This window comes from Roseovarius sp. 217 (assembly GCF_000152845.1).
GTDB lineage: Bacteria > Pseudomonadota > Alphaproteobacteria > Rhodobacterales > Rhodobacteraceae > Roseovarius.
Genome location: NZ_CH902584.1, coordinates 3,287,808 through 3,308,142 on the forward strand (window position 1 = coordinate 3,287,808; position 20,335 = coordinate 3,308,142).

General features: G+C 52.4%; 15 protein-coding genes. 14 read left to right on the forward strand and 1 reads right to left on the reverse strand.

The features are described 5' to 3' along the window. The first annotated feature begins 7 nt into the window (after positions 1-7). The 3 genes from ROS217_RS15755 to ROS217_RS15765 all read left to right on the forward strand — a co-directional run bounded on the left by ROS217_RS15755 (position 8) and on the right by ROS217_RS15765 (position 4,054). On the forward strand, positions 8-748 hold the full coding sequence (locus ROS217_RS15755; protein ID WP_009818781.1) for a recombinase family protein: 741 nt from the start codon (positions 8-10) through the stop codon (positions 746-748). A 400-nt stretch (positions 749-1,148) separates the two neighbouring features. Further along, entirely contained in the window at positions 1,149-2,285 is a 1,137-nt protein-coding gene (locus ROS217_RS15760) for an ABC transporter ATP-binding protein (RefSeq protein WP_198134897.1), read from the forward strand. Further along, complete coding sequence (locus ROS217_RS15765) at positions 2,282-4,054, forward strand: ABC transporter permease subunit (protein ID WP_009818784.1); 1,773 nt, start codon at positions 2,282-2,284, stop codon at positions 4,052-4,054. The genes ROS217_RS15760 and ROS217_RS15765 overlap by 4 nt, the downstream gene beginning before the upstream one ends. Here the strand turns inward: ROS217_RS15765 and ROS217_RS15770 are convergent. Beyond that, positions 4,016-4,960: a LysR family transcriptional regulator gene (locus ROS217_RS15770; RefSeq protein WP_009818785.1), complete on the reverse strand. Its 945-nt coding sequence runs from the start codon at positions 4,958-4,960 to the stop codon at positions 4,016-4,018. The genes ROS217_RS15765 and ROS217_RS15770 overlap by 39 nt on opposite strands. Before the next feature lie 133 nt (positions 4,961-5,093). On the opposite strand from ROS217_RS15770, the gene ROS217_RS15775 reads away from it, so the two are divergent. The 11 genes from ROS217_RS15775 to ROS217_RS15820 all read left to right on the forward strand — a co-directional run bounded on the left by ROS217_RS15775 (position 5,094) and on the right by ROS217_RS15820 (position 20,222). Beyond that, positions 5,094-6,188, forward strand: a complete 1,095-nt coding sequence (locus ROS217_RS15775; RefSeq protein ID WP_009818786.1) for an ABC transporter substrate-binding protein — start codon at positions 5,094-5,096, stop codon at positions 6,186-6,188. A gap of 46 nt (positions 6,189-6,234) precedes the next feature. Further along, positions 6,235-7,659, forward strand: coding sequence for an amidohydrolase (locus ROS217_RS23625; protein WP_254656440.1), 1,425 nt, complete (start codon positions 6,235-6,237; stop codon positions 7,657-7,659). Between the two features lie 103 nt (positions 7,660-7,762). Further along, on the forward strand, positions 7,763-8,947 hold the full coding sequence (locus tag ROS217_RS23220; protein WP_050766393.1) for a M24 family metallopeptidase: 1,185 nt from the start codon (positions 7,763-7,765) through the stop codon (positions 8,945-8,947). Continuing rightward, positions 8,944-10,122 carry an acyl-CoA dehydrogenase family protein gene (locus ROS217_RS15785; protein ID WP_009818789.1) on the forward strand — a complete coding sequence of 393 codons (1,179 nt, stop codon included), beginning with the start codon at positions 8,944-8,946 and terminating at the stop codon, positions 10,120-10,122. Before ROS217_RS23220 ends, ROS217_RS15785 begins: the two co-directional genes overlap by 4 nt. After that, positions 10,115-10,693, forward strand: coding sequence for a peroxidase-related enzyme (locus ROS217_RS15790; protein ID WP_009818790.1), 579 nt, complete (start codon positions 10,115-10,117; stop codon positions 10,691-10,693). The genes ROS217_RS15785 and ROS217_RS15790 overlap by 8 nt, the downstream gene beginning before the upstream one ends. A 167-nt stretch (positions 10,694-10,860) precedes the next feature. After that, positions 10,861-11,667, forward strand: coding sequence for an NAD(P)H-dependent oxidoreductase (locus ROS217_RS15795; protein ID WP_254656441.1), 807 nt, complete (start codon positions 10,861-10,863; stop codon positions 11,665-11,667). Positions 11,668-11,818: 151 nt separating this feature from the next. Continuing rightward, entirely contained in the window at positions 11,819-12,145 is a 327-nt protein-coding gene (locus tag ROS217_RS15800; protein ID WP_009818792.1) for a hypothetical protein, read from the forward strand. Between the two features lie 239 nt (positions 12,146-12,384). Beyond that, complete coding sequence (locus ROS217_RS25125) at positions 12,385-12,678, forward strand: tyrosine-type recombinase/integrase (RefSeq protein ID WP_009818793.1); 294 nt, start codon at positions 12,385-12,387, stop codon at positions 12,676-12,678. Between the two features lie 297 nt (positions 12,679-12,975). Continuing rightward, a complete protein-coding gene (locus tag ROS217_RS15810) occupies positions 12,976-16,383 on the forward strand; it encodes a helicase-related protein (protein WP_083781554.1) in 3,408 nt (1,135 codons plus the stop codon). A 15-nt stretch (positions 16,384-16,398) separates the two neighbouring features. Then, positions 16,399-19,656 carry an Eco57I restriction-modification methylase domain-containing protein gene (locus ROS217_RS15815; protein ID WP_009818796.1) on the forward strand — a complete coding sequence of 1,086 codons (3,258 nt, stop codon included), beginning with the start codon at positions 16,399-16,401 and terminating at the stop codon, positions 19,654-19,656. Continuing rightward, a complete protein-coding gene (locus tag ROS217_RS15820; protein WP_009818797.1) occupies positions 19,653-20,222 on the forward strand; it encodes a hypothetical protein in 570 nt (189 codons plus the stop codon). The genes ROS217_RS15815 and ROS217_RS15820 overlap by 4 nt, the downstream gene beginning before the upstream one ends. Positions 20,223-20,335: the final 113 nt, after the last annotated feature.

Genomic DNA, 20,335 nt, shown 5'->3' on the forward strand with positions numbered 1-20,335 from the left:
TGTGTACATGGTCAGAGAGACTGCCCCATCTCTTAAACTCGTTGCTTATGAACGGGTCTCCACCGCCAGGCAGGGCCGATCCGGGCTTGGCCTCGAGGCGCAGCGCAAGGCCATCGACGCCTTCGCGGCCGAGCGCGCGGCTACGGTCCTCGCCCGCTTCACAGAAGTTGAAAGCGGTGGCAGGAATGACCGGCCTGAACTGAAGCAGGCGCTCGATCTCGCCAGACTCACTGGTGCGACGCTTGTCATTGCCAAACTGGACCGTCTCAGCCGCAACGCCGCCTTCCTGCTGACGCTGCAGGGCAGCGGGGTGCGATTCCTCGCCTGTGACATGCCCGAGGCGAACGATCTGACAGTGGGCATCATGGCGCTTGTGGCTCAGCAGGAGCGCGAGGCCATCTCGCGACGCACCAAAGAGGCGCTGGCCGCCGCTAAAGCGCGTGGGGTAAAGTTGGGTAACCCGAACGGGGCTGCGGCGCTCAGGCGGGCCGGGGAGGGGGGTGAGGCCTTGCGTGCGGTGGTGTGTCAGAACGCCGATGAATTTGCTGTGGCATTGGCCCCGGTGCTCGCGACAATCCGCGATGAGGGCCATTGCTCGCTACGCGCCATTGCCAACCAGCTGAACGCGCGCGCTATGATGACCCGACGGGGCGGCAGGTGGCATGTGTCCAGCGTGCGGAACCTGCTGATGCGGTTGAGAGAGTTTAAAGAAATGGCAAATGAGAAAGTGTTGAGCGTCGTTTCTTGACCGAAACGCATTCGGCCATCCCGCCCCTTGACCCGTATCTCGACAAGCTGCGTTGGGTGTTCATCGCGCTGGCGCTCGCGGGGATCAGGGTGTTCGCGCTGCGGTAGGGCAGTCCTGCGATGATCGCACCTCCCGCGAACACTTCCGGATAGGTCCAGCATCACGGATGTCATGGCACCACCCGAGGACATCCCCGTGATGAAGACCTGCGACGGGTCGATGGCGTGATCGTCAACAATCTGCGTAGTTGTCTGGCACCTTTTGGTTGCTCCCAGTCGCACCATAAGCGGCAACAATGATTGTTATACACAACGATAATTAGACTATCTGCGCACGGATAGGTTCAATTACGAACCAATCTAGAAACAAGGTCGTCAGGCCCGAAGAAAGGATCCAGCAATTGGAACAAGATATCGTCGCTCTAACCTCCAAAGCGGAGCGCTCAGCGGTCCAAACCATGCGTGGCACGGCGGTGGAATTCCGGCAGATATCGAAGTCCTATGGCAGCTTTGAGGCACTGAAAGACTTCGATTTGACTATACGACCCGGAGAATTCCTCACGCTGCTTGGCCCCAGTGGTTCCGGTAAAACTACCACTTTGATGCTATTGGCGGGGTTCGAATTTCCAACTTCGGGTCGAGTAATGATTGGAGGTCAAGACGTCTCTAAAGTTCCATCTTGGCGACGAGATCAGGGGATAGTGTTCCAAAGCTATTCATTGTTTCCACACATGACGATCAAAGAGAACCTCGCGTTTCCCCTTGAGACACGCGGCATCGCTCGCAAAGAAATCGCATTGAGAACGCAAGAGGCGCTACGCATGGTGAAGCTCGAACAATTCCAAGAGCGTTTTCCCGGACAACTTTCGGGCGGGCAACAGCAGCGTGTGGCGCTTGCTCGAGCATTGGTGGCCGATCCGCCGCTGCTGCTGATGGATGAACCGCTTGGCGCACTCGACAAGAATTTGCGGGAGGAGATGCAGATTGAAATAAAGCACATTCAGGAACGGTTGCGGCTTACCGTCCTTTATGTGACTCACGATCAAGAAGAAGCACTGACGATGTCTGATCGTATCGTAGTGATGAATGAGGGCAAAATTCAGCAGGTTGGTGCACCTGTAGAGCTATATGAACGTCCTCGCACGCGCTTTGTGGCGGAATTCTTTGGTGATGTGAATATTTTTCTAGGCAGCGTTGAAGCAAGCGAGTTCCGGGCAGACGACGAAAGTTTTACTATACCAGTTTGCACAGGCGCGCCCGAAGGGTCAGCCTGTGGCGCCGTTCGACCCGAGAAGATCGAAATGCATAAATGGGGGGAAAGGCCCGCAATGAACGACTCGGTCGAGATTGGGGGCGAGGTGGTGGACGTGATTTATCTTGGTCAAATGAGCCGCTATACCGTGCGAACTGCGGGACAGGATGTCGTGATTAAATGCATGGCTGCGCCACGCACCAGACATTTTCTTGTAGGAGATGCTGTTTTGCTTTCTTGGCAAGCAGACAGTTTCGTGCTGCTTGAACAGGGCGCTACGACATGAGCGCCGACATGAGAACCCTCCGAGACAGGCTTCCACGCCTAGGGCCCGCGCTATTGGCTTTACCAGCAGTGGCGTTTGTGTTCGCCTTCTTTGCCTTGCCGATGCTTGACCTCTTTCTTGCGAGTATCGGTTGGCCAGACATTTCGCTGGCTAGCTATACAGAGTTTTTTACACGCGGTGGCTATTTGCCCGTTCTGGTCCGCACGGTTATAGCAGGTATCACTGTCACGGTGCTCTGCTTTCTTTTAGGCTATCCGTTGGCCTATGCCATCAACATGACAACCGGCACGAAACGGACTGTGATGCTGCTGTTTGTGATTGTGCCCTATTTGACTAGCCTGCTTGTACGCACCTATGCTTGGATCGTAATGCTAGGAGACGGTGGACTAGTAAATAAAACGATGATTTTCATAGGGTTAACAGACCGCCCTGTACAAATTCTCTATACTTCAACCGCCGCATATGTCGGCATGGTGCATATCATGCTGCCTTTCATGGTGCTGCCAATCTTGAGTGTAATGAACGGGGTCGACAAGCGTTTGATTCCCGCCGCGAAAAGCATGGGCTGCCCGCCATTCCGCGCCTTCTTACGCGTTTTTCTTCCGCTGACTGTGCCAGGGATCCGATCTGGCTGTATTCTGGTTTTCATTCTTGCTATTGGCTTTTACATCACACCGGCTGCGCTTGGCGGGTTGTCGGACGTCCTTCTGTCTGAACTTATAGAAATTCAGGTTAGCCAAGCGATGAATTTTCGACTAGCTGCCGCTGCTGCGTTCGTATTATTAGTTATAACGGCTCTCTTCCTGCTAATCTTTGGTGCTGATGTGTCGTCCACTCGCACTGGCCTGGTCGGTGGTGACACCGGGCGCTTTAGCGGGCGTGGTGTGGGTTTTCGCTGGGCACGTTCGTTACTCGCTCCCCTTGCGGCAGCAGAGGTGATGCGAAAGCGGCGGCTGGCTCAGTGGCAAAAGTCACTCTACCGCCGCGATCCATTCCTAGCATTTCGGCCAGGGCTGCTAATGACCTACGCTGTGCTCTGCCTTGGGTTTCTTATCTTGCCCAGCTTGGTCGTGCTCGTAATGTCTTTCAGTAGTGATCCGTTCCTGTCATTCCCGCCCTCAGGTCTATCGATGCAATGGTATGAGGAGTTTTTCACTGACCCAAGTTGGATCGCAGCACTCGGCAAGAGCGTCTATGTCGCTTGTATAAGCACGCTTCTCGCCTGTGGATTGGGGGTTCTCGCGGCCTATGCCCTCGACCGCAGCCCAACTCTGTCGAATTATCTCATGCCTTTGTTGCTGACCCCGATCATTGTTCCCATCGTTGTAGTGGGGGTCGCACTTTATGGCGGCTACGTGGATTGGGGGCTGATCGGGACGGATGCAGGGCTAATCTTCGCACATACACTAGGAGGGATCAGTTACATCGTCATTATTGTCAGTGCGACCTTGGCTGGATTTGACCGTCGGCTCGAGCGTGCTGCCCTGTCAATGAAGGCGCATCCGTTCACGGCATTCCGTCGCATCACTTTGCCACTAATCCAATATGGAATCATCGCAGGAGCCATCTTTGCATTCATCCATTCCTTCGATGAGGTCGTAGTTGCCACCTTCATCGGTGGATTTGGCGAAAAGACCTTGCCTATGAAAATGTGGGAAGATATCCGCCATGAAATCAATCCGACCATTGCGGCAGTTTCGACTTTGTTGTTGTTAGTTCCGGTACTCGGGTTAGTGGGCCTGCGGCTTACCCAAAGACGGAACAATTGAAGTCGTTTGAGCCTTTACAATGTCTATAAGCCTCTCACGCATCCAGCGGTGCGCAGGCATTGCGTCATTGCGCTCATGCCAGAGCAAAGAGATGGAGTCTTCGTAAACTGGAATCGGTGGAGCAGTAGTTTTCAAAAGGTCGTATTGGTGCGAATGACTGATGACTTCAGATGGCAAAATGGCGATTAGATCAGTCGAACTCAGAATCTCCGGTGCAAGCGTATAATGTCTGATTGTCAGCGCTATGTCTCGGAACATTCCCCGATCCGTCAAGTAGCGGTCAATGAAACCTGACCGTCCAGAAAGGCTTACCTGAAGATGCCGGGCGGCCATAAAATCGGCGAAGGTAAGTGGTTCTTTTGCAAGCGGATGATCCTTCCGCATGGCGCAAACATATGTCAGTGTTTTTAGTAGGATTGAGCGGATGCGAGCTTCCTTGTAAGGGATGACTCCTGCAGCCATATCAAATTGGCCATCAATCAAACCGGGCACAATATTGTCCACCGAATTCTGACAGAGAACGAGCGAGACGTGAGGCGCGGCATTGAAAAGCGGGCCGGCGACAGGCAGGATTAATTGAGTAGCCACAAAGTCTGACATAGCAATGCGGAAGCTGTCGGTCGCGACTGAGGGCTCGAATCGCTCGGGATCTATAGTCTGGATTAGTGATTGGATCGAGTTGCGGATGGTGGGCCATATTGCTTCTGCCTTTGCGGTCGGGACGACACCGCCAGACACTTTAATGAATAGGTCATCGGCCAAAACCTCGCGCAAGCGCTGGATTGCGTTGCTTACGGAGGGTTGTGTCATATTCAGGCGCGCCGCAGCGCGCGTCATATTCCTTTCCAGCATGACGACGTGGAAAATTCTCAGCAGATTGAGATCAGTATAACGACGGTTGATCATAGATGGTCCAACGGTAAATGAGAGCACTGTATCATTCGCAGAGTAAATAACAATGATGCTCAAGCATAATTAGACTGAATGACATTCCCGATCTTAGAATGAGAAATCGCACGAAAGTAACGGGAGAAATCTGATGACTAAGACAACTCGGCGCCAGCTACTACAGACTGGCGGTACTCTTGCCGCACTTTCGATTCTGCCGATGCCTGCACTCGGCACGAGCGAATCGAAAAAACTCAATGTGCTGGTCGGAGGTGGCGACTGGGCTAAAGCTAATATTGCCGCCTATGTCGAGCCGTTTCAGGATGAAACTGGCATCAAGATCAATGCTATTAGTGATCAAGTTAATTTGGCGCAGGTCGAACTCATGGCGCGCTCAGGCAATGTCGCAGTGGACGTCATTAGCTATGGACAATCTGGCGGAGAAACCTTGCATAAGAGGGGTGTGCTTGAAGACATAGACTACTCGCTCTATGGCGAAACGCAGAAGGTAGCCCTTGCTGATTTCGCCAAAAAGCCTTTCGGCGTCGCGGCCCTAGTTTATTCGTATGTAATGGTGCTGAACACCAAAACGTTCCCGAAAGACGGCCCGCGTCCTGGCAGCTGGGGAGACTACTGGGATCTAGAGCGTTTCCCCGGCATCCGCACTTTGATGTCCGGGCGCTCCGGCACAGAAGGCCCATGGGAAGAAGCTTCTATGGCTTCAGGTGACGGACTTGGCGAAGTCTACCCGATGGATATCGATCGCATCTTCACAAGCCTCGACAAGGTGAAGACCGAGGTTCGACGCTGGTGGACTGTTGGTTCTGAGATTCAGCAAATAATGCACGATGGAGCCTTCGACGTGACCAATTCTTACGATGGGCGGGCGCAGTTGCTGATCAACGAGGGTGCGGAGATCGAGATTGTACGCAATCAAGCAAAGCTGAATTGGGACTACTGGATGATTCCGAAGGGAAGTCCTAATCTGGAAGCGGCGCAGCGTTTCATTCAGTTTGCCACGCGCGCGGATCGCCAAGCAGAGTTCGCACAGTTAATTCCATACGGTCCATCAAATCTAAATGCATACAAGTCCATCCCGGAGGAACGCGCTCGGCAATTAGCCAGCCATCCGGATTACGTGGCAAATTCCATACCAATCAAGGCCTCGTGGTATACCGCAGCTCGAGATGATGGACGTTCGAATGTGGAACACTTGATCGAGAGGTGGAACAAGTGGTCTTTGTGAACCCCCTCGATAGGTCTTTTAGGGTTCTCTTTGATTGGAAGCACACATGATTGACTTCAGCAATCATACCGCAATGATCTCTGGCGCCGTGGATCGCCGAAGCCAGGACTATGCTGAACTCAGTGACTCAATCTGGGAAGTGCCAGAGATCAACTATGAAGAGCGGGAAAGTGCTCGTCTGCATGCAGGCATGCTGAGCCGAGAGGGTTTTACCGTTGTCGAAGAATTCGGCGGCATTCCGACAGCGTTGGCCGGTGAAGCAGGCGAAACTGGTCCAATTATCGCCATTCTAGGTGAATACGACGCTTTACCAGGCCTTAGTCAGCAGGCAGGGGTTGCAAGAAAAGCCCCAGTCTCGCCAAATGGTCATGGCCATGGTTGCGGACACAACATGCTCGGCGCCGCTTCGCTGCTTGCTGCAGCTGCTCTGAAGGAGTGTCTTGCAAAGATCGGTGTCGCCGGACGTGTACGCTACATTGGCTGTCCGGCAGAAGAAGGCGGCTCAGCTAAGAGTTTTCTTGTTCGATCTGGTGCTTTCGATGATGTTAGTGCCGCACTTTGTTGGCATCCTTCCGCCTTTACCGGGCTGATGGAGCCGAGTTCCCTAGCATGCATGGAGGTGCTTTTCGAGTTCGATGGTGTCGCCAGTCATGCGGCGGTTGCTCCCGAGGAGGGACGCTCAGCACTCGATGCTGTTGAGTTGATGCATGTCGGTGTGAACTATCTGCGGGAACATATTCCTCCTCATGCACGGCTACATTATGCCATCGTAAACACTGGTGGCACAGCACCAAATGTGGTGCAATCCTACGCCGCGGCACGCCACATCATCCGAGGCGCAAACTTAAACGACATGTGGGCCCTGTTCAGTCGAGTTTGCAAAATCGCTGAGGGTGCATCACTAATGACTGGAACTACGGTAAAATGGCAACAAACGAGTGGTGAGGCAAACTTAGTCGGCAATTCGGTGCTTGAAAGTCTGATGTTCGAGGCACTTAAGGATATTGGGCCGCCGGTTTTTGACGCGGTTGACGAGGCTTTCGCCATCGAGATTGCGCGTACGTTGCCTGAAGGCGCAGTTGATCGAGCATTCGCAGCAAGGGGATTGAATCGTTCGCGGGGTGCAGTTCTTGCAACAGAGCTTTCTGCTAGAGGTCCGAAGCAACAAGGCTTGGGGTCGACTGATGTTGGATCTGTTAGTTGGGTTGTGCCCACAGCGCAGTGCCACGTTGCGTGCTACGCCGCCGGGACACCGGGTCATTCTTGGCAATTAGTTGCCCAAGGCAAATCTCGTGCGGCTCACAAGGGTTTAGTACAGGCAGCCAAAGCGATGGCATTGACTGCTCTGAGACTTTTGGCCGATCCAGACATTCTAGGACGTGCGAGAGAAGAACACGCCCTAAAGGTCAAGAATGAACCGTTTCGCAATCCCGTTTCCGATGTGACCTATCCGCCTTGGGCTGTGTCCTGATCAAGCCCTAGATCTGTTTCCCTATCACAACCGACTTGTAGCCCGATGCCACTGTAGCAACGGAACGGTGTTGCGCGGCTGCAGATAAAGCAAGGAGCCAATAATGCCAGCCTTCGAGATTTCTGAGTACAAAACACGAGTCGCCAATCTGCAAAGCCTTATGGAAAATGCGGGGATGGAAGCGCTTCTTGTATTGAACGAGTCCAATATGAATTATTTGACCGGCTACGAAGGTTGGTCTGATTATGTGCCGCAAGCCGCCCTCGTGACCTTAGGCTCCGATGTCCCGCATCTAATTCTGCGGGAAATGGACGTGCAATGTGCTACTGCAACAAGTTGGCTCACCGACAGCCACATCACTGGTTACGAAGAGGCGCTGATTGCCAAGCCAGATGGCTCTCCTTGGGCGAGATTGGCCGAGATTGTACAAGGACAAACAAGCTCCCATCGAATGGGTGTTGAACTGACAGCTACGGGTTTTGGGGTACTACAACACCGTGACTTGATCCAAGTGCTGGGTGTCGAGGCGTTCAGAAACGCTGATGGAATGGTGTCCCAGCTGAAGAAAGTGAAGTCTCCAAACGAACTAGCCTACCAGGAAGAGGCTGCGCAAATAGTTGACCAAGCGATGCGTGAAGGCATCGGCGCTATAACGGAGGGCGCGCGCGAGAGCGATGTGGCCGGGATAATTATGCATAGGCTTTGCGCTGGAACTGACAGTGTCGCTGGAGGGCCACCAAAAACTCCAACCATGCCGGTGGCGAAGATAGCCAATGCCCCACATCTAAAATGGACCGACCAGCGTTATTCCCGGGGTCTTCAGACCAATTTCGAAATAGGAGCCTTTCGCCACCGTTATTGCTGCGCTTTGTCTCGAACTGCATTTCTTGGTACAGCGCCGGATCGCCTTCGTCGCGTTCACGCAGCAGCGCTCGACGGCTTTGAGGGCGCATTTGACGCACTACGACCCGGTAATACTTGTGGCGAAGTGGCGCGCGCCTTCAGTAACCGCTTCGCACCGCACGGTATCCGCAAAGAGTCTCGCATCGGATATTCTATCGGGATCGACTGGACCGATGGCGGGGCGAGCTTACAGGAAGATGACGAGACGGAAATTGTCCCTGGTATGGTCTTCCATCTCATTATCGGCATCTGGGAACCGGAAGAGGGCTACGTGTTGAGTGAAACTGTAAAGGTAACAGAGTCAGGGCCCGTGTCTTTAACCGAGATTCCCCGTGAACCCTTCGTAATTGATGCCAGACCCACAGGGCAGGAGCAATTAAGGTGACCGTACTGACTCAAAGCCAGCAAGCGATTTTAGGGAAAGCGCGAGAAATCTCGAATGGTCCTGTCCGCTTGCGCGCCGCTGGGGTGGACCGGAGTGAGGCTTACCCTTGGGAAAACGTTGAACTCTTGCGAGACGCAGGTTTCATGGGCATGACCATTCCCAAAACATTTGGCGGTTTGGGTTTGGGCTGCCTCGAGGCGGTGCTGGTGATTGAGCAATTTGCGCGTAGTTGCGGTGTCACCGGTCGCATTTTGGTCGAAAGTAACCTTGGTGCAGTAGGCGCCGTCATGGCCTTTGGTAATAAGGAACAGAAGTCCAAGGTGGCTGATCTTGTGCTGGCTGGCGACAAGCCGGCGATTTGTATCACCGAGAAAGATGCTGGTTCAGCCGCCTCCGATATGAAAACAACCGCTCGCCGGGTTGAAGGAGGTTATATCCTGAACGGCACGAAGCACTGGATTACTGGTGGTGGCGTTTCGCGTACTCATTTGGTCCTTGCGCAAGTAATGGAAGGCGATGAAAGGCAGGGAATTGGCGGATTTCTTGCCTTCCGAGATGAGACTGAGGGCCTGCATATCGGCAACAGAGAATCTGCCATGGGTCTGCGTGGAATACCTGAAACGGAAGTGCACTTTCAGGATATGTTCGTGCCCAACGCTATGATGATCCGTCACGAGAAGGGTTTCGGCAAAACGTTTGGCGCATTGATGCAGGCATACAATGGTCAGCGCCTTGGGGCCGCAACGGTAGCACACGGTATTGCGGTCGGGGCCTTCGAACTTGCACGTGATTTCCTTCTTGATCGAAAGCAATTCGGCCGCCCTATCGCTGAGTTTCAAGGACTTCAGTGGATGATCGCCGACATGTCTATAGCCCTCACGGCTACAGAAGCGCTGATAAGAAACGCAGCAGCAAGGGCGGGCAACGGGTTTCCATCACTCCAAGATGCAGCCCAAGCCAAAATACTGGCCGCAGAGACGGCGGTAAAGGTGACGGGCGACGCCCTGCAATTGCACGGCGCGAGGGGCTATTCGCGTCATCTTCCCTTAGAGCGCATGGTGAGAGATGTGCGAATGTTCACTATTGGGGGCGGCACGGTTCAAATGCTTCGCAATCAGGTTGCCCAAGAGGTGTTAGGGCGCAAATTCTCGCAACGGAGGAGAAGTAATGGCTGAGATCAGTCACTTTCCCGTCCCGGCACTTTTTGAGATGCCGTCGGACATTCGCAAGCGAATTGACGAAATCCACGAGAAAGCTGGATTCATTCCAAATGTTTTCATCGCTTTCGCTCGTCGCCCAGATGAGTTTCGCGCCTTCTTCGACTATCATGACATCTTAATGGAAAAAGATGGTGCACTTACGAAGGTCGAACGCGAGATGATCGTTGTCGCCACGAGTGCCCTAAACCAGTGTCTGTATTGCGTGATCGCACACGGAGCAATACTGAGAGTCCGTGCCGACGACCCGCTGATCGCCGATCAAATTGCAACTAATTATCGTAAAGCTGATATAACCCCGCGCCAACGAGCCATGCTCGATTTTGCGGTAAATGTTGCACAATCTGCCGAGACTTTAGAGCCTAGGGATCTTGACCAATTGAGCGCTCAAGGTTTGGGGCAAGAGGAAGCTTGGGATATTGCAGCAATTGCCTCTTTCTTTGGGATGTCTAACCGGATGGCCAATTTCATGTGCCTTCAGCCGAATGTCGAATTCTTCGCTATGGGGAGAGCGCAAGGTGGCTGCTGACCAGCAATTTGAGCATGCCGCTGAGCTCTTGGATGCTGGCACTGGTTCAGCATTCTAAAGAGTTTCCTGAAGTTTGTATGCCTGACTTCGCCCAAGCTGGATTCAGACCTCCTAAGGCACGGGCGATACAGCACGCAATTCCGGAGGGAACCTAAAGCGGCACACCCGTGAAATCTGAAACTGTCAAACACAGAGACCAAGCTGATATGAACATCTTGATAATCCACTGCCACCCCAACCCGAACAGTTTCAATGCTGCATTGACCGAAAGGGCCGTCGAGACCCTCCGTGCTGTTGGCTCCAATGTAGTTGTTTCGGATTTATATGCGCAGGACTTCGATCCGGTCGAACATGAGCGCCATTACAGACACCGTATCGATCATGATAATTTCGCGCCACTTAACGAGCAGCGAAATGCGTACAAGACCGGGACTCTACCGGCCGATGTCGCACGCGAGATTGACCGTCTCATATGGGCCGATCTCGTCATCTTGCAGTTTCCGCTGTGGTGGCACGCGCAGCCAGCAATGCTAAAGGGCTGGTTTGACCGTGTTTTTGTGAGCGGCGGTTTGTACACCAGTAGTATGCGTTACGATAGGGGGTACTTCCGCGGCAAACGCGCGATATGTTCCGTCACCAGCGGCGCGCCAGAGCAGGCTTTCGGACCCTGCGGTCGGGGCGGGGACATCCACGCGTTGATGTGGCCAATCCAGTATTCACTGCACTACATGGGTTTCGATGTTGTGGCTCCAATGCTTTCTTCAGGCGTGCAGGGACACGGCTATTCTTATCAGCCCGCTGACTGTCTGTCGGCTTATCTGGAAGGTTTGCTGAGCAAGTGGTCTAGGCGCCTAATCGGCGTTATGGACGAACAACCTTTGCGCTTTCCAGTCTGGAGCGATTGGGATTCACTTGGGCGAGCGGTATCTGCAATTGCAAGCCAGTCAGTCAGCGCACCGAAGACGAGGACCTGACAGTAGGTTGGTCTCCATGTTTCATAAATCTAATATAAGCAGAGACTTACGAGGACAAAAAAGATCATCTTCGTGCTGAGTGAAGAATAATAACTCAAGTCGACCATTCATCTTGTGCTCTGCTAGTCTGTCCAGTGTGAGAATGTGCCCGATGGCCAAGATGGTTAAAATTGGCGACGGCATAGGGATTGCTCGTTCGAATAGGTTATTGATAGACTTACTAAAACTCAGAGATGGGGTGGATGCCGCTCTCCCCCTGACGGCATCGCGATGTGCCATACTCGTGGTGTCGAAGCACAATTTAAAGGAGAGGGCATCCATGGAAGAAGTTACCATCATCGGCGTCGATCTGGCAAAGAACGTATTCCAATTGCATGGAGCGGCGGCGGACGGGTTCGAGAGCCTAATATGTCCATTAAATATAAATGACTTAAGGTGGAGAAGGTTGTCTTTCAGGCCCATCCCCTCCGCCACTTGACCTAGAGAAACGGTTCTCCCGATCCACCTGCGGACGGATTTTCCCGTTATATTCGAGGGTTATGCGGTTGGGGCTGATCACCGGCTTGGGCGCCATGAGGCACGGAAGGGCTCTCTCAGGGTCGATATTCTCTGGACCTCATGACTGCGTCGATTTGGTGCGGAGCTTGTAATGCGTTGATCCTTAACGGGTTTTCCGCGTGCCGAAATTGCACTTCGACGCCGGTCTCGTTGGGCCAGATGGACCTGAAATCGGAACTCGTCGCGGCAATAGCAAAGGTGTGGCTCAATCGCCAAGATGGGATGGGGGCCCACCTGCGTACCGACGACATGCCCACACGCTGCCCGTTCCTGATCCCCGGCGACGTCCCGGGCCACCCGGTGGTTGACCTCAAGAGGTTCTGGGAACGGATGCGCGTGCAGGCCGACATCCCCGACGTGCGCATCCACGACCTGCGCCATACCTTCGTCTCGCTGCTGGTATCGGTCGGCGCATCGCTGGAAATGATCGGGAGGCTGCTGGGTCACAACTAGATTGGGACGGCCCAGCGCTATGCCCACTTGATCGACTCGCCGCTGCGCGCCGGAGTAAATGCGGTGGGGGAGATGCTGCAGCCAAGCTTGAAGGTGGTGAACTCATAGAGGAAAGGTCAATCCGTAGCCTCAATCCACAGTTTTGGCCGGAACACTAAAGATCCTGCACTTTCTTATTGTTTTTCAAGACATACGGGCCGACAAAGGGCTAAGTTTGGGAACACAGGCGAGCGCAGTTTCGTTTGGCGTCTTGATCGCAACTGAACTGCCTGAGGGTAAGAAGTGGTTTTCTGACTCATGCATTTTTTGGAGGTGAGATTGCCAAGGGTATTTGACAACATTGAAGCCGACCTTCTTCCTGCGCTTCGCCAAACGCTTCAGGTTTCTGAACGCGGTGACTTCTGCGTTGGCTATTTCAATCTTCGTGGCTGGAAATCAATTGATGATCTTATTTCGATATGGTCGGGAGGGGAGGGCAATCAATGCCGTCTTCTTGTTGGCATGTACCGACTTCCTCAAGAAGAATTGAAAGATAGCTTCGGTCTCGGAGCTGATGAAACAACATTGGATAACCAAACGGCGCTACGTTTGAAAAGGAAACTTGCCGAGGAATTTCGCGTTCAATTAACGCTAGGAATGCCCAACAATGCCGATGAACTTGGGCTGCGACGTTTAGCAGACCAACTAAGGTCGAAGCAGGTGTCTGTCCGGCTATTTCTAAAGCACACTCTCCACGCAAAGCTCTATCTCTTGTTTAGGCCAGACTCGAATAATCCAGTTACCGGATTTTTAGGCAGCAGCAACCTAACGCTGTCGGGTTTGTCCAAGCAGGGCGAACTCAATGTCGATGTGCTTGACCACGATGCAACTGGAAAACTCTCAAAATGGTTCGAGGAACGATGGTCAGACCGTTGGTGCGTCGATATTACAGATGAACTTATTGAAGTAATCGAAGAAAGCTGGGCACGAGAAAAGACACTCGATCCGCATCTGATATACGTGAAAATGGCTTATCATCTCGCACAAGAAGCGCGCGCGGGCTTGAGCGAATTTCGAATCCCACCAGAATTTGGAAAACGACTCTTTGCCTATCAAGAGGCCGCGGTAAAGATTGCAGCGCACCATTTGAACAAGCGTGGTGGCGTACTTATTGGCGATGTGGTGGGTCTCGGTAAAACGCTAATGGCTACGGCTCTAGCAAAGATATTCCAAGATGATCACTTCACAGAGACACTAATCATATGTCCGAAGAATCTGGTTAAGATGTGGGAGGATTACGTAACTGAATACCGTTTAATTGCTAAAGTTTTGTCGGTAACCAAGGTCACCCGGGAACTTCCCGAGCTTCGCCGTTATCGAGTAGTGTTGATCGATGAGAGCCACAACTTGCGCAATCACGAAGGGCAAAGATATCGAGCTATTCAGGAGTATCTTGTTGAGAACGAAAGCCGCTGCATACTTCTTTCTGCGACGCCTTACAACAAGACCTATATTGATCTTTCGAACCAATTGCGTCTGTTTGTTCCTGAGGATAGAGACATTGGAGTTAGGCCTGAACGACTACTTCAAGACATTGGCGAAACAGAGTTTATTCGACGGCACCAGTGTCCAGTTCGTTCTCTTGCTGCTTTCGAGAAGAGCACATATGCTGACGATTGGCGGGAGCTAATGCGCCTATACATGGTGCGACGCACGCGGACTTTTATTCAAGAAAATTATGCTGAGACCGATCCAACTAATCGCCGTAGATACTTGACTTTCGAAGACGGTACTCGGTCATATTTTCCCGACCGGGTGCCACTTACGCTTAAGTTTAAGATTGATGATCGAAATCCTGACGATCAATATGCTGGGCTTTATGGTGCACCAGTCGTAGACGCGATTAACCTCATGCACTTGCCAAGATACGGCCTTGGTAACTATGTCGCCGACAAGCCCGGTAAGTCACCTACGCCTAGTGAAACAAGGCAACTGGAAGACCTTTCCCGTGCGGGTAAGCGATTGATGGGTTTTTGCCGTACGAACCTGTTCAAAAGACTCGAAAGCAGCGGTGAAGCTTTCCAGCAATCATTAGAGCGGCATGTCCTTCGGAATTACATTTTTCTACATGCGATAGAACACGATCTCCCATTACCGCTAGGCACACAAGATGCCGGTCTTCTTGATACGGCAAACTATGACGAGGACATCGACGATCAAAGTGCTGACGCCGAGCTTTTTTCGGAAGGTGAAGATGAAAATACTCTGGATGCCGAGGCGCTTAACTTGCGGGACGTGGCTGCCTTCCAGGCCCGTGCTGCGGAGACATATCGGCTCTATGCAGGCAAATGTAGGAGGAGGTTCAAGTGGCTGCGTCAAGGACTTTTCGTTTCTCAGCTTAAGGACGATTTGATTTCTGACAGCGCGCGACTTCTTAAGATACTTGGAGACTGCGGCCAATGGGAGGCCAACAAGGATACCAAATTTTTAGCATTGTACGATTTGCTGACGAAGAAGCACCCTAACGAGAAGGTGATGATCTTCTCGCAGTTCGCCGACACGGTTCGTTACCTTGAGCGTCAACTCAAAGCCAAGGGCCTTAAATCGATGGCTGCGGTATCAGGAGAAACTGCGGATCCTACCGGTTATGCGTGGCGCTTCAGCCCGGTCAGCAACAACAAGCGCGAAAAGATAAACCCGGAAGATGAGCTGCGAGTGTTGATAGCGACTGATGTCCTCAGTGAAGGGCAAAACCTCCAAGATGGCGCTATCCTCGTGAACTACGATCTGCCCTGGGCGATCATTAGGTTGATACAGAGAGCAGGTCGTGTTGACCGCATTGGGCAAAAGGCAGAAAAGATACTTTGTTATTCCTTCCTTCCTGCCGATGGTGTCGAGCAACTAATCCGACTTCGCTCTCGGGTTCGCCAGCGACTAAAGGAGAATGCAGAGGTCGTCGGGACAGATGAGGCATTTTTCGAGGACGAGGGCGAAAATGGGGAGTTGGTCAATCTATACAACGAGAAGTCCGGCATACTCGATGGTGAGTCGGACACCGAAGTAGATTTGGCTTCTTACGCTTATCAAATCTGGAAGAACGCAATCGACGCGAACCCATCGTTGCAGAAGACTATACCTGCGCTTCCCTCCGTAGTCTTCTCAACAAAGGCATACATACCGACTGACGGACGGCCACGCGGCGCACTTGTTTATCTGCGCACATCGCAAGGCAATGACGCCTTGGCTTGGGTTGACAAGGACGGAAAAAACGTAACGCAGTCGCAGTTTGAAATTCTGAAAGTTGCTGCGTGCGAACCCAATACTCCGGCGTTATCTCGGCAAGAAGATCACCATTTAATGGTTGCGAAGGGTGTCGAACATATTGCGGCCGAGGAAAAACAAGTCGGTGGGCAGCTTGGCCGCCCATCTGGTGCCCGCTTTAGGACTTATGAGCGCCTCAAGCGCTATGCGGACAAGGTAAAGGGCGAACTATTTGATTTGCCTGCCCTCGGGAAAGCCATCGAAGAGATCTATCGTTTCCCGCTGCGGCAATCGGCTACAGACACATTGAACCGTCAGATGAAGGTCGGAATCAACGACGAGAAATTAGTCGAACTTGTTCTGGCCTTGCGTGAAGAGGATCGCCTCTGCCTAGTCCAAGATGAAGAGCACTCTAGCGAACCGCAGATCATCTGCTCGCTGGGGCTTGGGCAGCTCACGGTTTGATGGAAGGAACTGGAAATGAATTTCAATCCCAATAACGCTAGGGCTCTTCTAGGCCAGTTTTCTTTCACCAAGTTATTTATTGAGGAGCTGGGCTGGGATCAACACGGTGCTGTACTGTCGGTGTCGATTGCTGGAACGAGCTATAGTTTGAAGGCCGCGGCAGAAAAGCGTGGCATGGTTGCGTGGGTTTGTGAGGCTGATCCCGGGCAACAAATTCCTGACCGCGTTTTGCGGAAAAAGATCGAGCATCAGGTTGCGAAGACCACACTTGAGCACTTGATCGTATTTACGGACTCCAAGCGCGCCGAACAGGTATGGTGCTGGGCCCGGCGTGAGACCGGCAAGCCAGTATCGGTACCAGAACACTTTTGGTATTCGGCCTCGGGCAATCGGGGCTTTCTGCAGAAGCTTGAGGCCATCGCGTTTTCGCTTGCCGAAGAAGATAGTCTAACGCTCGTTGACGTTACCTCACGCGCGCGAACGGCATTTGATGTCGAGCGGGTCACTAAGCGGTTCTTCGACGAATTCACAAAGCAACACAAAGCCTTCCTAGGGTTCATCGACGGCATCACGGATATTGCCGACAAGGAATGGTATGCGTCGCTTATGTTGAACCGCCTGATGTTTATCTACTTTATGCAACGCAAAGGTTTCTTGAACGGCGAGCGAGACTATCTCCGCAACCGGCTTTCACAGTGCCAACAGGAAAAGGGCACGGACAGTTTTCATTCCTTCTACCGATACTTCCTGTTGCGGCTGTTCCATGAGGGGCTCGGTGGTAAATCACGCAACTCGGAATTGGAAAAACTACTTGGCCGAATCCCTTACCTGAACGGCGGCTTATTCGAAAAGCATTCTATCGAAGAACGTTGTCCAGATATCAAAATACCTGACGAAGCCTTTGAACGCATCTTTACCTATTTCGACCGCTACCAGTGGCATCTCGACGAACGCCCGCTGCGAAACGATAATGAGATCAATCCAGATGTTCTTGGCTACATCTTTGAGAAGTACATCAACCAAAAGCAGATGGGTGCCTATTACACCAAAGAAGATATCACCGAATACATCTCCAAGAATACGGTGATCCCCTTCCTTTTTGATGCGGCGAAGACAAAGTGCAAAGTGGCCTTCGACAATCCGGGTGGACCGACAGTCTGGGATCATCTGAAGGACGACCCTGACCGTTACATCTATCCGGCCGTCAAGCATGGCACAGAACACGCTCTTCCGCCGGAGATTGAGGCGGGTATTTCCGATGTTGCCTCGCGCACGGTTTGGAATCGCACCGCGCCAGCCGAATTCGCCTTGCCGACCGAAATCTGGCGCGAGGTTGCGGCAAGGCGCACCCGCTATGCCGAGGTCCACGCAAAGTTGGCCGCAGGTGAAGTGCGTGAGATCAACGATCTGATCACCCTCAATCTCGATATCAGGCAGTTCGCCCTCGACGTCATTGAACGCTGCGAAGGGCCTGACCTGCTGCGCGCGTTCTGGAAGTCCATCGAAAGCGTCACGGTGCTGGACCCAACCTGCGGGTCGGGGGCTTTCCTATTCGCCGCACTTGGTATTTTGGAGCCGCTCTATGCCGCTTGCCTCGACCGGATGGAGGCGTTTGTGGCCGACAGGGAACGCTCCAGCGGCCAGGTCGACGACAATCCCAAGGGATTCCGAGAGGTTCTAAAGAAGATCGAATCGCATCCAAATACGCGCTATTTCATTCTTAAAAGCATAATCCTGAACAATCTCTTCGGTGTCGACATCATGGAAGAGGCCGTAGAAATCTGCAAACTGCGCCTATTCCTAAAGCTGGCGGCACAAGTCGACCCGGATATTAAGGCTGATAATCTGGGGATCGAACCCCTGCCAGATATCGATTTCAACATTCGCGCGGGCAACACGTTGGTAGGGTATGCAACCTTCGCTGAGGTCGAAGCGAGTGCCGAAGGCGACTGGATACGGCAGCAAGAGCTAGAGCGCATCATTCCGCGTGCTGCGGACCTTCAGCAAGCCTTTGACGCTTTCAGGGTGAGACAAATTGGGGGAGACGGGTCTGTACCGACCAAAGATAAAGTCGAACTACAAAATCGCTTACGATCCCTGGAAGCAGAACTAAATTTGCAGTTAGCCAAAAGCTACAATGTGAAATCTGATCGACCCACGGCTTATCAAGCTTGGCTAAAGACTCATCAACCCTTTCACTGGTTTATCGAATTCCATGGGATCATGCAAAATGGGGGATTCGACGTTATCGTCGGAAATCCCCCTTACTTGGAAGCTCGTGAAGTCGATTACCGACCACTAAATTTTGTATCCCTTTCTGGAAACGCGATTCACGCGATGTGTATTGAGCGTAGTATTCAACTGATGAAGCACACAAGTACGATGAGCATGATCGTTCCATTGTCTCTTCCTTCAACGCAAAGAATGCGAAGCATTCAAGATATGCTCGAGACAGGTAGGAATGCTTGGTACGCGAATTTTGCATGGCGGCCCGCTAAACTCTTTGATGCAGTGAATCGAGCACTAACAATATTTATTGTGACGCCCAGCGAGAGCGGGACTACATCTTCAACTGGTTATCAAAAATGGACAAGTGACAACCGAGAGGGTCTAGTAGGTCGAATGAGTTATGTGGATGTTCCAAGAAACAGGTCACTTTTCTGGGTCCCGAAGCTTGGGAACTCTATCGAGCGGTCAATCCTTGAGAAAATCACATCTATAAATACGAACGTTAGCCACTTTGTCTCAAAGACGGATCATCGAATCTATATCGATCTACTGGTGGTCTATATGGAAAGTTTTACCGATTTTCCACCAGCATTCAATGTAAATGGTGTCTCGGGAAGTAGTAGCCGGGAAACAAATTTTTCAGCCTCGCGTCGTGCGCACGTCGCGCCGTTAATTGGTATTTTGAGTTCCGGCCTATTTTGGTGGTGGTATACCATCTCTTCGAATTTAAGAGACTTGAACCCGATGGATATTCAAGCTTTTCCTGTTCCGCAGGATGCGCTAGATAGCGACAGAATTAAAAGTGCCAGTGATAAATACTTAAGAGAACTCATTGAAAACAGCACAATGCTTGTTCGGCAGCAAAAGTCTACAGGGCGCACCGAGACACAGTCATTCAAGATTCAGAAGTGCAAGTCGACCATCGATGAAATCGACCGCCTTCTCGGGCCAAAATATGGCTTAGACGATGAAGAGATCGATTTCATTGTAAATTACGATCTGAAATTCCGTTTGGGTTCAAATGGCGAGTCGGACAGCGAATGAAAATTGGTGTGCTTGCTTGGGGCTCTCTCATATGGGAACCGCGCGACCTCCAAACTGCGACTGGGTTCCTGCCCTTTGGCCCATTGATGCCCCTCGAATTTAGCCGGGTGTCTGGGGGCAAACGCCTAACTTTGGTAATCGATGAAGCAAACGGCGCCCCGTGTCGCACCTTTGTTGCTCAAAGTGCATTCGCCGATCTAGCCAATGCGAAAGCCAACTTGAAAGAACGCGAAGGGATGACCCATGTGAACGGCGTTGGCTTCGTTGACTTGGCCACAAACACGGACAGTTTTCGTGCGAAGGAACGTCACCCGGCAGCGCTTGAAGCGGTCCGGTCATGGGCGGTAGCCACTGGCCACGACGCAGTGATCTGGACGGCCCTCGCCAGTAATTTCCACGAGGACGGAAAGGCGGGGAAACCCTTCACCGTCGATGCGGCAATGGAATACCTTGATGGGCTCGACAAATCAGATCTTGCCACCGCACTGCACTACGTTTGGAACGCTCCACCGGAAGTGGAAACGCCAGTTCGAGCCGCCGTTAATGATCGTTGGCCCCAAGGTTGATCTTGCATGGGATAAGGTGCACGAAGAGTTTCAAGCCGCTGTCCGATCCGGCTCCACGGACGATGGCTCAGATTGAGGGTAAACGAGGCGGGTCAGCAGTAGGTCAACCTGTT

Coding starts and splice junctions, on each gene's coding strand:
- ROS217_RS25125 (WP_009818793.1), top strand. CDS start 12,385: ATGGACCTGAAATCGGAACTCGTCGCGGCAATAGCAAAGGTGTGGCTC.
- ROS217_RS15820 (WP_009818797.1), top strand. CDS start 19,653: ATGAAAATTGGTGTGCTTGCTTGGGGCTCTCTCATATGGGAACCGCGC.
- ROS217_RS15765 (WP_009818784.1), top strand. CDS start 2,282: ATGAGCGCCGACATGAGAACCCTCCGAGACAGGCTTCCACGCCTAGGG.
- ROS217_RS15770 (WP_009818785.1), bottom strand. CDS start 4,960: ATGATCAACCGTCGTTATACTGATCTCAATCTGCTGAGAATTTTCCAC.
- ROS217_RS15755 (WP_009818781.1), top strand. CDS start 8: ATGGTCAGAGAGACTGCCCCATCTCTTAAACTCGTTGCTTATGAACGG.
- ROS217_RS15775 (WP_009818786.1), top strand. CDS start 5,094: ATGACTAAGACAACTCGGCGCCAGCTACTACAGACTGGCGGTACTCTT.
- ROS217_RS23625 (WP_254656440.1), top strand. CDS start 6,235: ATGATTGACTTCAGCAATCATACCGCAATGATCTCTGGCGCCGTGGAT.
- ROS217_RS15810 (WP_083781554.1), top strand. CDS start 12,976: ATGCATTTTTTGGAGGTGAGATTGCCAAGGGTATTTGACAACATTGAA.
- ROS217_RS23220 (WP_050766393.1), top strand. CDS start 7,763: ATGCCAGCCTTCGAGATTTCTGAGTACAAAACACGAGTCGCCAATCTG.
- ROS217_RS15790 (WP_009818790.1), top strand. CDS start 10,115: ATGGCTGAGATCAGTCACTTTCCCGTCCCGGCACTTTTTGAGATGCCG.
- ROS217_RS15800 (WP_009818792.1), top strand. CDS start 11,819: ATGGCCAAGATGGTTAAAATTGGCGACGGCATAGGGATTGCTCGTTCG.
- ROS217_RS15815 (WP_009818796.1), top strand. CDS start 16,399: ATGAATTTCAATCCCAATAACGCTAGGGCTCTTCTAGGCCAGTTTTCT.